Genomic DNA, 13,033 nt, shown 5'->3' on the forward strand with positions numbered 1-13,033 from the left:
GGTGGTCAGGAAGCGGTGGCGGACGGGCCCTCACGTCGGCGGCGGGTGGCGTGGAAGGCCACAGCTCCGGCGCCGACCGCGGCGACCGCAAGACCGATGGGCAACAGGGCGGATGCACCGGTGGAGGCCAGACGGCCGCCGACCGCGGTGCCGCCCGCCGTTCCTGATGTGCCCGTACCCGGCGGGTCGTCAGCGGCACCGGCGTCAGGTACAGGCGACGATGCGGAGGGGCCGGGCTGGGGAGCGGACGCACTGGTAGTCGGGGTACCACTGGACGAGGGCACGGTGGTGGTCGGGGCGCCGGTGGGCGGGGCCGTCGAGGGGGCGGTGGGCTCGGCACCCCGGCCCGGCTTCACCGTCGTGGGGTCGATGGCCCCGACTGCCCAGGCGATCGTCGCGGTGTCACTGACCTTCGTACCGTCGGCGAGGGTGGCGGCGGCCGTGAAGGTCGTCCGGTAGACGCCTTCCTGGGTGAAGGCCCAGGCAGAGTGGGAGTGGCTGCCTGCGGTGTGCTCGAACGCGTCGGGCAGCCCGTCGCCGCTGTCGGCGAGGACGGTGCTGTCCATCGAGTTGTCGTTGATGATCGCGAGCGTGCCGGGACCCTGGAGTGAGTCGACTCGATAGGTGATCCGGCCCCTGACCTGAGAGGCGGGCAACTCCTCGGTGTTCCAGCCGGGCCAGACGAGTCCGGCCAGTTGACTGGACGGAAGCCACCACACCGGGTCTCCGGGCGTGCCAAGGAAGTCGTAACCCTCGCTGATACGTCGTTTGGCGGCGGGTTTCACGTGAATGACGACGGCGTCCGGCTCGTGCCACCGCGGGTGCTGGGGCGCCCCTTCCTTGATCTCGAACGCGAGGGCCCCGCTCTTCCCCGGCCGGGCGGCCAGGTCGATGTGCCCGTCGTCGATGACGTGCGCGGTGGGCGCCGCCGAGGTCGGCGTCGGGAGGGGCGTGGAGGGGGTCGTGGACGGGGTGGGTGCCGTCGGGTCCGGTGTGGCGGTGCCATCACCGGGCCGTACCTGCGTCGGGTCCGTCGATCCGACCGCGACGGCGAGGGTCTCGGTATCGGTGACCTCATTGCCGTCGGCCAGCGTCGCGCGCACGGTGAGGGTGAGCCGGTGGACGCCTTCGGCGGCGAAGCCCCACGTCGGCGCGAAGCGGTCCGGTCCCTGCGGCATCGGGAAGGAACGGAACTCAGGATCGTCGCTGTTGAGGTGCTGGACCGGCTCCTGGTCCGACCACTCCATCTCCTCGGTGAAGGTGTAGAGCGCGAACCTTCCATCCCCCTGGGAACGGTCGAGCGTGACCTCGACCGATCGCGCCCCGGCCAGGTCCGTCCATCCGGGTGTCAGGGCGAAGACGTCCTTCGCGTGACGGCCATTCAGGAACCAACCGTGCAGCCCGTCGCCGAGAAGCGGGTTCACCGGCGAGATGACCGACTCCTTCGCCTCAGGCACCACATGCAGCACCACGTCCGACGGTTCACGCACCACCGTCGCCGCGCCGGTTCGGTCAGCTATCCGCAGGTCCAGACGCCCGTTGGTGAGTTGGGGCACGAAGTCGATGTCGCCCTGTGCGAGCACCACCGCCCCGCCTTCGGCGTGGGCAGTTCCCGTACCCGCGGCGACCAGTCCGGCCGCGGTGGCGAGCAGCGCCGCGGCCAGGGTGCCGGCGGTCGCCGCGACCGCTCGTCGGCCGTGTGTCAGGACACTCATCGGTCCTGCCTCCTTGCCAGAGCGGCGACCCGCCCGCGCGGCGAGCGCGGACGGGTCACCGCGGTCGGTGCAGGGTCAGTTGGAGACGGTGAACGTGTACGTGGCCGCGGTCGACTTGGCCACAGTGCCGACCGTGCCGGTGACGGTGAAGTTCACCTTGTAGGTGCCGGGCTCCTCGAAGGCCCAGTGGGCGTGGTCGTGCCCGCCGACGGCGAACGTCTTGTTCTTGTACGACGTGGTGGTGCCGCTGTCGTAGTAGCGGTCCACGGTGGAGCCGTTGACCTTGTAGACGCTGAAGTCGTCGGTGGCGGCGCCGTTGCGGGTCACCGTGCCGAGCTTGTACTGCACGGTGTTGTTGGCGAACACGCCGGTGGCCAGGTGCTCGGTGGAGATGCCGGGCCACAGGATGTTCTTGACGGTCGCCGATGCCTCGTCCTGAGGCAGGACCCAGACCTGGGCGCCCGTGCCGAGGAAGCCGTACTGCGTGCCGGACGGGCGCGTGACCTTGGCTGCGGCCGGTACGGAGAGGACTGCGTCGGCAGGGGCGTACTCGGCGGCGTTGGTCTCGTCATGCACGTGCAGCGCGAAGGCGCTGCCGTCCCACTCCGCGTCGAGGACGTCGACGTGGCCGGTGGAGAGCGTCGTCGCGGCGAACGCGGAGCTGTTGAAGCCGGCCACAGCGAGCGCGGCGGCGGCAACGCCGGTGACGGTCAGCAGACGCTTACGGGTATGCAAGGGAACCCCCCATGGGTCATGTCCATGTCGTTCATGGACACCGAGACGATAATCATTTTCGATAGGCCTGCGCAACTGTTGCACATGGGTTTCGTTGCCAACTAGCCTGTCAACGCCCCTCGCTCACGGGGAGACGAGACGAGGAAGCCCATGGGCGAGCTGGGCGCAGTCGACTGGCGATCTGCTGTCCCCCTGACCGACGCGGAGCGCCTCAGCGAATCTCTTCGTGCCCGCTGTCCCGGCGGCTGTTCCTGCCCGGCTGGGGACGAGGCCGCTGACCGTCGGGCCCGCTGCCGGGCCCACGCCACGGAGCGGCACTGGCCGAAGTGACAGCTCACGCTGGGCACGCTCGGCGAACGGGCCGCCGTCGGAGTGTCCTGGCCGCAGGCCGAGGCACGGTGGTCGCGGTCACCTGGCGCAGAGGCCGCTGGAATGGGACGCATCCGACCGCTGTACAACCAGCTCGCGCCAGGCCCACGGAAAGGTGCCGCGGAGCTTGCCGAACCGGGCCCGGAAACCGACGCCGACCGCGAAGTGGGGCACGGTTGGGCTCTCGGGGAGGCAGGGGTGACGGTTCAGACCACCGGGCCGTAGTCGGTGTAGGTGCCTGACCAGTGCACGCGGCCGATCTACAGTGGACCGGTGGCTGCCCATGCGCCGGTGAAGGGCGTGACGCCCTGGAATTCACCGTTTACGTAGAGGCTGATGGTGTTGGCGGTGGCGTCGTAGACACCGGCCAGGTGGGTCCAGGCTCCGGGTACGGCCGGGTTATTGGAGGCAACCCGTTGGTAGGACCAGGTTCCGTCGGCGGGTGCGTCGGTGCTGGCTTCCCGAAAAGACGTCCGCATCCGGGTGAGACCGGCGTGGGATTCGCCTGGTCATGTGGCCACGAAATGCCCCCGAAAAACACGTTTCCCCAGGTCAGAACGATTCTGCCTGGGGACGCTGGGTGGGGCGGGTGGGACTCGAACCCACGGCCGACGGATTATGAGTCCGCTGCTCTAACCGGCTGAGCTACCGCCCCGTCTCGGCGTGGCGCGTACATGTGTGCGCGCCGTCTGCCGCAGCATAGCCGGTCATACGATCTCCTGCTGCGGATGGTCGGCTTCGCGTGACCATGAAGAGGGCGCTGCGTGCTGCCCGGTTCCGGCCGGTCGGAGATCGCCCCGGAAAGAGTGGCCGGGGCCCTGGCGGGGCCCGTGCGGACACACGAAAAAGGACCCCGAAGGGCCCTCTTCCGCATCGCTCCCCCGACTGGACTCGAACCAGTAACCCTCCGGTTAACAGCCGAATGCTCTGCCAATTGAGCTACAGGGGATCGCGCTCCCCCGACTGGACTCGAACCAGTAACCTGCCGGTTAACAGCCGGCTGCTCTGCCAATTGAGCTACAGGGGATTGCTGCGGTGCCTCGAATCGCACCTGCCTGGCGGCTGCCGGGCGGCGCGCGTTCGCTGCGACACATACATTAGCGCAAGCAGGGGGGTGCTCCGCCAATCGGTATCTGCCGGGGTGATCTCGGGTGCTCGCGGGTAGGCGGGCAGCACACGTCGCACAGAGCGAAGGAAGGGTGGCAGCCATGCGGTACCGGCTCACGTTCATCGCCGGAGTGGCCCTCGGCTACGTGCTCGGCACACGAGCAGGGCGCGAGCGTTACGAGCAGCTCCGGAAGGCCGCGCAGCGGCTCTCCGAGAATCCCGCCGTGCGCAACGCGGCGGAGTCCGCCGCGCACGGCGGCCGGGACTTCGCGGGCAAGGCCTACCACTCGGTGAGCGAGAAGGTCGGCGACAAGGTGCCCGTCTCCGTCGCCGACCGGGTGCGTTCGCTGCGGGAACGCAACGGCCACACCGGCGGCGACGACTGGGGCACGACCAACACGTGAGGGACCCTCCCCGTGCCGGGCCCCGGCCCGGTACGGGTGGGGCCCGGCACGGAACGGTCCGGCGGTGCGGCAGAATTCTGTGTATGGGCATAGTCGCCGGCTTGGACAGTTCTTCCGCCTACACGCACATCGTCGTCTGCGACACGGACACCGGTGCGGTGCTGCGGCAGGGATACGCCGCACATCCCGTCGAGGCCAAGGCCTCGGAGGTGGACCCGCAGGCGTGGCTGCTCTCACTCGGTGAGGCGGCCTCCGGCGGGCTGCTCGAAGGCGTGGAGGCCATCGGGGTGTCCGCGCAGCAGCACGGCCTGGTGCCACTGGACCACCAGGGCAATCTCGTACGCCCCGCGCTGCTCGGCAACGACCGGCGGGCGCAGGCTGCCGCAGCCGACCTGGTCGACGGGCTCGGCGGGCGGCAGGCCTGGGCCGAGGCCGTCGGAGCCGTACCGCAGGCGGCGCAGCCTGTGGCGAAGCTGCGCTGGCTGGCCCGTACGGAGCCCGAGAACGCGCAGCGTGTCGCCGCGGTCATGCAGCCGCACGACTGGCTGGTGTGGCAGCTGCTCGGCCGGCCTGCCCGCCGGACGACCGACCGCGGTGCCGCTTCGGGCACGGGGTACTGGTCGGCGCGTTCCGGCTCCTACCGGCCCGACCTCGTGGAACTCGCGCTCGGCCACCCGGCCGCGCTGCCGGAGGTGCTCGGCCCGGCCGACGCCGCCGGTACGACGCCGGAGGGGCTGCTGATCTCGGCCGGGACCGGCGAGACGATGGCCGCGGCCTTCGGGCTGGGGGTCGCCGTCGGGGACGCCGTGGTGTCGCTGGGCGCGTCCGGTTCCGTCATGGCCGTGCACCACGAGGCGCTGGCCGATCCCAGCGGGATGATCACCTCGTTCGCCGACGCGACCGGGATGCACCTGCCGGTCGTCCACACGTCGAACGCCGTACGCGTGCTGCGCGGCACGGCCGAGATGCTGGGCGTGGAGGATCTGGACGAGCTGTCCGCGCTGGCGCTCAGGTCGACCCCGGGCTCCTCCGGGCTCGTGTTCCTCCCGTACCTGGAGGGCGAGCGCACCCCGCGTCTGCCGCACACGGCGGGGACGCTGACCGGGCTGCGGCGCGAGTCGATGAAGCCCGAGCATCTGGCCCGGGCGGCGTTCGAGGGCATGCTGTGTTCGCTGGCCGACGCGCTGGACGTGCTGCGCGGCCGGGGCGTGGAGGTGCGGCGGGTGTTCCTCCTGGGCGCGGCGGCCGAGCTGCCTGCCGTGCAGGCCCTGGCACCCGCGGTGTTCGGTACCCAGGCCGTCGTGCCGCAGCCCGCCCAGTACGCCGCGCAGGGCGCGGCCCGGCAGGCGGCGTGGGCGCTCGGGGTCTCGCGGGGGACGCTCGATCCGCGGACTCCCCCGGCCTGGCAGGGTGCCGCGACGCAGGTCCTGGAGCCGGGCGAGGACGCCGCCGTGGGGCGGGCCGTGCGGCAGCAGTACGGGGCCACCCGTGACCAGATCCACCCGGGGGCGTTCGGCACGGACTGAGGGGGCAACGGGCCTGTTTTGACCCACGCTTGGGGAAAAGCGTTGGCCGTGAGGTTCGGGGTGCCGCAGGATGGACCGGCCTCTGCCCTCCGCCGACTCCGAGAGACACGCGTGCTCATAAAAATCCTGCGGACCTATCTGGATCCGTACAAGAAACCCATCGTGCTGCTGGTGCTGCTCCAGCTCCTGCAGACCTGCGCCACTCTCTATCTGCCGAGCCTCAACGCCGACATCATCGACAACGGTGTCGTGAAGGGTGACACGGGCTACATCCTGGAGTTCGGCGGCGTGATGATCGCCGTCAGCGTCGCCCAGGTCCTCTGCAACGTCGGCGCCGTGTACTACGGCGCGCGGACCGCCTCCGCCCTCGGGCGCGACGTGCGGGCGTCGGTCTTCGACCGGGTGCAGTCGTTCTCGGCACGCGAGCTCGGACGGTTCGGGGCGCCCTCGCTGATCACCCGTACGACCAACGACGTCCAGCAGGTCCAGACGCTGGTCCTGATGACGTTCACGCTGATGGTGTCGGCACCCATCATGTGCGTGGGGGGCGTCATCATGGCGCTGGGCCAGGACGTCCCGCTGTCCGCGGTGCTGCTGGGCGTGATCCCCGTCCTCGGTATCGCGGTGAGTCTCATCGTCCGCCGGATGCGGCCCCTGTTCCGCACGATGCAGACACGGCTCGACACCGTGAACCGCGTGCTGCGCGAGCAGATCACCGGCAACCGGGTCATCCGCGCCTTCGTCCGGGACGACTACGAGACGAAGCGCTTCCGGGCCGCCAACACGGAGTTGACGGACGTCGCCGTGTCGACGGGCCGGCTGATGGCGCTGATGTTCCCGACCGTGATGACGGTCGTGAACCTGTCCTCCATCGCCGTCGTCTGGTTCGGGGCGCACCGCATCGACAGCGGCGGGATGCAGATCGGTGCGCTGACCGCGTTCCTTGCGTATCTGATGCAGATCGTCATGTCGGTGATGATGGCCACCTTCATGTTCATGATGGTGCCGCGCGCCGAGGTGTGCGCCGAGCGCATCCAGGAGGTCCTGGAGACCGAGTCGAGCGTCGTGCCGCCCCTCTCCCCGGTCACGGAGCTGACCCGGCGGGGGCACCTGGAGATACGCGACGCGGAGTTCCGCTACCCGGGCGCCGAGGAGCCCGTCCTGCGGTCGGTCGCCCTCACGGCGCGGCCCGGCGAGACCACCGCGATCATCGGGTCGACGGGCAGCGGGAAGTCGACACTGCTCGGCCTCGTGCCCCGGCTGTTCGACGCGACGGACGGCGCGGTGCTGGTCGACGGTGTGGACGTGCGGACCCTGGATCCGGTCCTGCTGGCGAAGACCGTGAGCCTGGTCCCGCAGAAGCCGTACCTGTTCTCGGGGACGGTCGCGACGAATCTGCGCTACGGGAATCCCGACGCCACCGACGAGGAGCTCTGGCACGCCCTGGAGGTGGCCCAGGCCAAGAACTTCGTGGAGGGGCTGGAGCACGGTCTGGACGCACCGATAGCCCAGGGCGGGACGAACGTCTCCGGCGGGCAGCGGCAGCGGCTCGCCATCGCGAGGACCCTGGTGCAGCGGCCCGAGATCTATCTCTTCGACGACTCGTTCTCGGCCCTGGACTACGCCACGGACGCCGCACTGCGGGGGGCCCTTGCGCGGGAGACCGCGGAGGCGACCGTCGTGATCGTGGCGCAGCGGGTGTCCACGATCCGTGACGCCGACCGGATCCTGGTGCTCGACGAGGGCCGGGTCGTCGGGTCGGGCAGCCACCACGAGCTGATGGACGGCAACGAAACCTACCGGGAGATCGTGCTCTCCCAGCTGACGGAAGCGGAGGCCGCCTGATGGCAGGGCCGGGCGGACGGATGATGGCCACAGGACCCACCGAGCGGTCCGCGGACTTCAAGGGGTCGGGGAAGCGGCTGCTGGGCCGGTTCAGCAAGGAGAAGTCCTCGCTGTACCTGATGCTGGGCGCCGGAGCGCTGAGCGTCGCGCTCTCGGTGGTCGGGCCGAAGATCCTCGGCGGGGCCACGGACCTCATCTTCGCGGGGGTCGTCGGCCGGCAGATGCCGGCCGGGACGACGAAGGAGCAGGCCGTCGACGGCCTGCGGGACCGGGGCGACGGCGGGCTCGCCGACATGCTGTCCGGGGTGGACTTCACCCCCGGTGCGGGCATCGACTTCGACGCGGTGGGCAGGGTCCTGCTGGCGGCGCTGCTGGTGTACGTCGGCGCGGGGCTGCTGATGCTGGTGTCGACCCGGCTGTCGATCCGGGTGATCAACCGGGGCGTCTTCCAGTTGCGTGAGGACCTCCAGACGAAGCTGTCGCGGCTGCCGCTCTCCTACTTCGACCGGCAGAAGCGCGGCGAGGTGCTGAGCCGGGCGACGAACGACATCGACAACATCTCGCAGACGATGCAGCAGACGATGGGCCAGCTCATCAACGCGGTGCTGACCATCATCGGCGTACTGATCATGATGTTCTGGATCTCGCCGCTGCTCGCCCTGGTGGCGCTCGTCACGATCCCGCTGTCGGCGCTCGTCGCCGCACGGGTCGGCAAGCGGTCGCAGCCACAGTTCGTGGCGCAGTGGAAGGTGACGGGGCGGCTCAACGCCCACATCGAGGAGATGTACACCGGCCACGCCCTGGTGAAGGTCTTCGGGCGGCAGGAGGAGTCCGCGAGGGACTTCGCCGAGCAGAACGAAGCGCTGTACGAGGCCGGTTTCAAGGCCCAGTTCAACAGCGGGATCATGCAGCCCCTGATGATGTTCGTGTCGAACCTGAACTACGTGCTGGTCGCGGTCGTCGGCGGTCTGCGGGTGGCCTCGGGCGCCTTGTCGATCGGTGACGTACAGGCGTTCATCCAGTACTCGCGGCAGTTCTCGATGCCGTTGACGCAGGTCGCGTCAATGGCGAACCTGCTGCAGTCGGGCGTCGCCTCGGCCGAGCGGATCTTCGAACTGCTGGACGCCGAGGAGCAGTCGCCCGAGCCCGACAACGCCGAGCGGCCGAAGGAGCTGAGCGGCAGCGTGTCGCTGGAGAAGGTGGCCTTCCGGTACGACCCGGACAAGCCGCTCATCGAGGACCTGTCGCTGAGCGTGGAACCGGGCCACACCGTCGCCATCGTCGGCCCGACCGGCGCAGGCAAGACCACCCTGGTCAATCTGCTGATGCGGTTCTACGAGGTCACCGGTGGCCGGATCACCCTGGACGGCGTGGACGTGGCGAAGATGTCGCGTGACGAACTGCGCTCGGGCATAGGGATGGTGCTGCAGGACACCTGGCTGTTCGGCGGGACGATAGCGGAGAACATCGCCTACGGCGCCTCGCGCGAGGTCACCCGGGAGGAGATCGAGGAGGCGGCCCGGGCGGCCCATGCCGACCGCTTCGTGCGTACCCTGCCCGACGGCTACGACACGGTGATCGACGACGAGGGTTCGGGGGTCAGCGCGGGCGAGAAGCAGCTGATCACCATCGCGCGGGCGTTCCTGTCCGACCCGGTGATCCTGGTGCTCGACGAGGCCACCAGCTCGGTGGACACCCGTACGGAGGTGCTCATCCAGAAGGCGATGGCGCGCCTGGCGCACGGCCGTACGAGCTTCGTCATCGCGCACCGGCTCTCCACGATCCGGGACGCCGACGTGATCCTGGTCATGGAGGACGGGTCGATCGTCGAACAGGGCACGCACGACGGACTGCTGGCGGCGAAGGGCGCCTACGCCCGGCTGTACGCGGCACAGTTCGCGCAGGCGCCGGCCGAGGTCGTCTGAGGTGGCCCCCGCGTCAGTCGAGGTAGCCGCGTAGCTGGTCGGCGAGGGCGTGGTCCCGCAGCTTGGCGAGGGTCCTGGACTCGATCTGGCGGATGCGTTCGCGTGTCACGCCGAAGATCCGGCCGATCTCCTCCAGGGTGCGGGGCCGCCCGTCGTCGAGGCCGTAGCGCAGCTGGACCACCTTCCGCTCGCGTTCGCCGAGGGTCGAGAGCACCGCGTCCAGGTGTTCGCGCAGCAGGAGGAAGGCCGCGGACTCGACGGGTGAGGCGGCGTCGCCGTCCTCGATGAGGTCACCGAAGGCGACGTCGTCCTCCGAGCCGACGGGTGCGTGCAGCGAGACGGGTTCCTGGGCGAGGCGCAGGACCTCGCCCACGCGCTCGGGCGTCAGGCCGAGCTGTGCGGCGACCTCCTCGGCGGTCGGCTCGTAGCCGCGTTCCTGCAGCATGCGGCGCTGGGCGCGTACGACGCGGTTGATCAGCTCGACGACGTGGACCGGCATCCGGATGGTCCGCGCCTGGTCGGCGAGGGCGCGGGACATGGCCTGGCGGATCCACCAGGTCGCGTACGTGGAGAACTTGTAGCCCCGGGTGTAGTCGAACTTCTCGACCGCCCTGATCAGACCGAGGTTGCCCTCCTGGACGAGGTCCAGCACGGTCAGGCCGCGGCCGACGTACCGCTTGGCGACGGAGACGACGAGGCGGAGGTTGGCCTCGATGAGACGGCGCTTGGCCATCCGGCCCATGACGACGAGCCGGTCGAGGTCCCACGCGAGCCGGGAGTCGGGGTCGGGGGTGCCGGCGAGGCGTTCCTCCGCGAACAGCCCGGCCTCCACGCGGCGGGCGAGGTCGACCTCCTCGGCAGCGGTGAGCAGCGGGATCCTGCCGATCTCCCGCAGGTACTGGCGGAAGAGGTCGGAGGAGGGGCCGCCGGCTTCCGGGCGGCTCCTCGGCCCGGGCGGACCGGGGGCGTCCACCGGTTCCTCCAGCGCGGGTTCCTCCAGCACCGCGGCCGGCGTGCCCGCCGTCTCCGGGTGGAGGGCGGCCCGGTTCTGCGCGGGAATCGCCGGGACGTGCTCGGTCGTGGTCGTCACGGTCCGGGTCTGCACGGGGGCGACCTCCAGGTGATCGCTGCCGGATCGCGGGGGATGGAGGCCCGGGGCGAGCCGACCGCGCTCCGATGAGTCAGGCACCGGCACCCAGTGTGGGGTACGACACATCCCCGCCACGAGGGGCGTGCGGTGACTTTCTGCGCCCGGCGCGTCACGGGCGCAGACGCGCGGAGCGCACAGCGGAGTACCGGGGCGCCGAGGTCGGGCGGGATCAGTGCCGGGGGGGCCGTTCCGAGTTCTTCGCTGGCAGCGGGGCGGGACGTGCTGGTGCTCAGAGCGCGGCGGCGCCGTGGCTCCGCAGCGACTGGGCGTACTGCTGGAGGACCCACACCTCGTTCTGCGCGGCGGCCAGGTGTTCGGGGGCCACGTTGCTCCCGAGGCGGGCGAGGCTGCCCTGGACGTCGTTGATCCGGCGGTCGACGGCCCGCAGGCGGACCTGGACGAGCTGCATGCCCGCGTACGTCTCGTCGATGGTCTTGCCGTGGAACACCTCGACGGCGAGCTCCGTGACGAGGTTGCGCACGGTGTCGTGGGGTGCGGCGTCCAGCACGCTCGCGAGGTAGTCGCGGGTCTCGGTCATCCCCTGCTCGGCGCCGCCGGCCTCCGCGATGCACTGGCGCACCGCCGCGTAGGGCGGGGCGGTGAACTCGTCGGCGCCGTAGGCGTCGAAGGCCGGGGAGACCAGGGCGGGCTTCTGCAGGGCGAGCTTGAGCAGCTCGCGCTCGGTGCGGTGGGCGGGACTGCGGAGGTTGAGCGCGGGCCCCGACGGCGCCTTCGCGGCCTGGACCTGATGCTGCGGGGGACCGCCCCGCGCGGGGCGGCCCTGCGCCGGGCCGCGCTCGCCCCGGTCACGGGCCCAGCGGGCGAGCTGACCGACCCGCTTGACGACGAACTGGGTGTCGAGGATGCCCAGCAGCCCGGCCAGCTGGACGGCGACCTCGTGCTGCGAGGAGCTGTTCTTGATACGGGCGACGACGGGCGCCGCCTCGTCGAGAGCCGCGGCCCGGCCCGCCGGGGTCTCCAGGTCGTACCGGCCGACGATCTGGCGGAGCGCGAACTCGAAGAGCGGGGTGCGGGGTTCGACCAGGTCGCGGACGGCGTCGTCGCCCTTGGCCAGGCGCAGGTCGCACGGGTCCATGTTGTCCGGGGCGATCGCGATGTACGTCTCGGCGGCGAACTTCTGGTCGTCCTCGAAGGCGCGCAGGGCGGCCTTCTGGCCGGCCGCGTCCCCGTCGAAGGTGAAGATGACGCGGGCGCTGCCGTTGTCCATCAGGAGCCGTCGCAGGATCTTGATGTGGTCGGTGCCGAAGGCGGTGCCGCAGGTGGCGATGGCCGTCGTGACCCCGGCCAGGTGACAGGCCATGACGTCGGTGTAGCCCTCGACGACGACGGCCCGGCTGGCCTTGGCGATGTCCTTCTTGGCCAGATCGATGCCGTACAGCACCTGGGACTTCTTGTAGATCGACGTCTCGGGGGTGTTGAGGTACTTCGGGCCGTTGTCGTCGTCGCGGAGCTTGCGGGCGCCGAAGCCGACGATCTCGCCGGAGGTGTCGCTGATCGGCCACATCAGCCGGCCGCGGAAGCGGTCGATGGGGCCGCGGCGGCCGTCCTGGGAGAGGCCGGAGCTGATGAGCTCCTTGTCGCTGAAGCCCTTGCCGCGGAGGTAGCGGGTGAGGTGGTCCCAGCCGGCGGGGCTGTAACCGACGCCGAAGTGGGCTGCCGCGTCCTGGTCGAATCCGCGCTCCGCGAGGAACCTGCGGCCGATCTCCGCCTCCGGGCCGTTCAGCTGCTCGCGGTAGAAGTCGGCGGCCGCCTGGTGGGCCTCGATGAGCCGGATGCGCTCGCCGCGCTGGTGGGAGGGGTTGTAACCGCCCTCCTCGTAGCGCAGGGTGATGCCCGCCTTGGCGGCGAGGCGCTCGACCGTCTCGGAGAAGGTGAGGTGGTCGATCTTCATCACGAAGGCGATCGTGTCCCCGCCCTCCTGGCAGCCGAAGCAGTGGAAGAGACCCTTGCCCGGGCTCACCTGGAAGGAGGGGGACTTCTCGTCGTGGAAGGGGCACAGGCCCTTGAGGTTTCCGCCGCCGGCGTTGCGCAGCTGGAGGTATTCGGACACGACGGCGTCGATCGGGACCGCGTCCCGGACCGCCTTCACGTCGTCGTCGTTGATCCTGCCTGCCACGGGTGAAGTCTACGGGTGGGGTAGGACAACCGGGACCGGCCGGCGGCGGGGCGGGCCCCGGGGTGCCGGCCGGTCCGAGGGTGGCGGGAGGCCGCGGCGGAACCGCGCAGAGGGCGGGAG

At 70.5% G+C, this 13,033-nt stretch carries 9 protein-coding genes and 3 tRNA genes; 4 read left to right on the plus strand and 8 right to left on the minus strand.

Annotated features, from left to right (window positions below):
* Positions 1-5: 5 nt before the first annotated feature.
* The 6 genes from ACH4VO_RS03785 to ACH4VO_RS03810 form a co-directional block, all read right to left on the minus strand.
* Positions 6-1,715, minus strand: a complete 1,710-nt coding sequence (locus ACH4VO_RS03785; RefSeq protein ID WP_360991802.1) for a choice-of-anchor M domain-containing protein — start codon at positions 1,713-1,715, stop codon at positions 6-8.
* 75 nt (positions 1,716-1,790) lie between these two features.
* Positions 1,791-2,450 carry a choice-of-anchor M domain-containing protein gene (locus ACH4VO_RS03790; RefSeq protein WP_360991804.1) on the minus strand — a complete coding sequence of 220 codons (660 nt, stop codon included), beginning with the start codon at positions 2,448-2,450 and terminating at the stop codon, positions 1,791-1,793.
* Positions 2,451-3,079: 629 nt separating this feature from the next.
* On the minus strand, positions 3,080-3,298 hold the full coding sequence (locus tag ACH4VO_RS03795; RefSeq protein ID WP_360991807.1) for a LamG-like jellyroll fold domain-containing protein: 219 nt from the start codon (positions 3,296-3,298) through the stop codon (positions 3,080-3,082).
* Positions 3,299-3,400: 102 nt separating this feature from the next.
* Positions 3,401-3,474, minus strand: a tRNA-Ile gene (locus ACH4VO_RS03800).
* A 221-nt stretch (positions 3,475-3,695) separates the two neighbouring features.
* Positions 3,696-3,768, minus strand: a tRNA-Asn gene (locus tag ACH4VO_RS03805).
* 5 nt (positions 3,769-3,773) lie between these two features.
* Positions 3,774-3,846: transfer RNA gene (locus ACH4VO_RS03810), tRNA-Asn, on the minus strand.
* Between the two features lie 181 nt (positions 3,847-4,027).
* Between ACH4VO_RS03810 and ACH4VO_RS03815 the strand changes: the two genes are divergently transcribed.
* From ACH4VO_RS03815 to ACH4VO_RS03830, 4 genes are all read left to right on the plus strand, one after another.
* A complete protein-coding gene (locus ACH4VO_RS03815) occupies positions 4,028-4,330 on the plus strand; it encodes a YtxH domain-containing protein (RefSeq protein WP_360992123.1) in 303 nt (100 codons plus the stop codon).
* A gap of 83 nt (positions 4,331-4,413) precedes the next feature.
* Entirely contained in the window at positions 4,414-5,856 is a 1,443-nt protein-coding gene (locus tag ACH4VO_RS03820; RefSeq protein ID WP_360991810.1) for an FGGY family carbohydrate kinase, read from the plus strand.
* A 111-nt stretch (positions 5,857-5,967) separates the two neighbouring features.
* On the plus strand, positions 5,968-7,701 hold the full coding sequence (locus ACH4VO_RS03825; RefSeq protein ID WP_360991813.1) for an ABC transporter ATP-binding protein: 1,734 nt from the start codon (positions 5,968-5,970) through the stop codon (positions 7,699-7,701).
* On the plus strand, positions 7,701-9,626 hold the full coding sequence (locus ACH4VO_RS03830) for an ABC transporter ATP-binding protein (protein WP_360991815.1): 1,926 nt from the start codon (positions 7,701-7,703) through the stop codon (positions 9,624-9,626). Before ACH4VO_RS03825 ends, ACH4VO_RS03830 begins: the two co-directional genes overlap by 1 nt.
* Before the next feature lie 13 nt (positions 9,627-9,639).
* Here the strand turns inward: ACH4VO_RS03830 and ACH4VO_RS03835 are convergent, their stop codons facing one another.
* Both ACH4VO_RS03835 and dnaG read right to left on the minus strand, forming a co-directional pair.
* Positions 9,640-10,731, minus strand: coding sequence for an RNA polymerase sigma factor (locus tag ACH4VO_RS03835; protein WP_360992126.1), 1,092 nt, complete (start codon positions 10,729-10,731; stop codon positions 9,640-9,642).
* 274 nt (positions 10,732-11,005) lie between these two features.
* Complete coding sequence (gene dnaG / locus ACH4VO_RS03840; RefSeq protein ID WP_360991817.1) at positions 11,006-12,913, minus strand: DNA primase; 1,908 nt, start codon at positions 12,911-12,913, stop codon at positions 11,006-11,008.
* Between the last annotated feature and the right edge of the window lie 120 nt (positions 12,914-13,033).

Origin of the sequence: Streptomyces sp. NPDC020780 (assembly GCF_044334475.1) — a bacterium.
Lineage (GTDB): Bacteria > Actinomycetota > Actinomycetes > Streptomycetales > Streptomycetaceae > Streptomyces.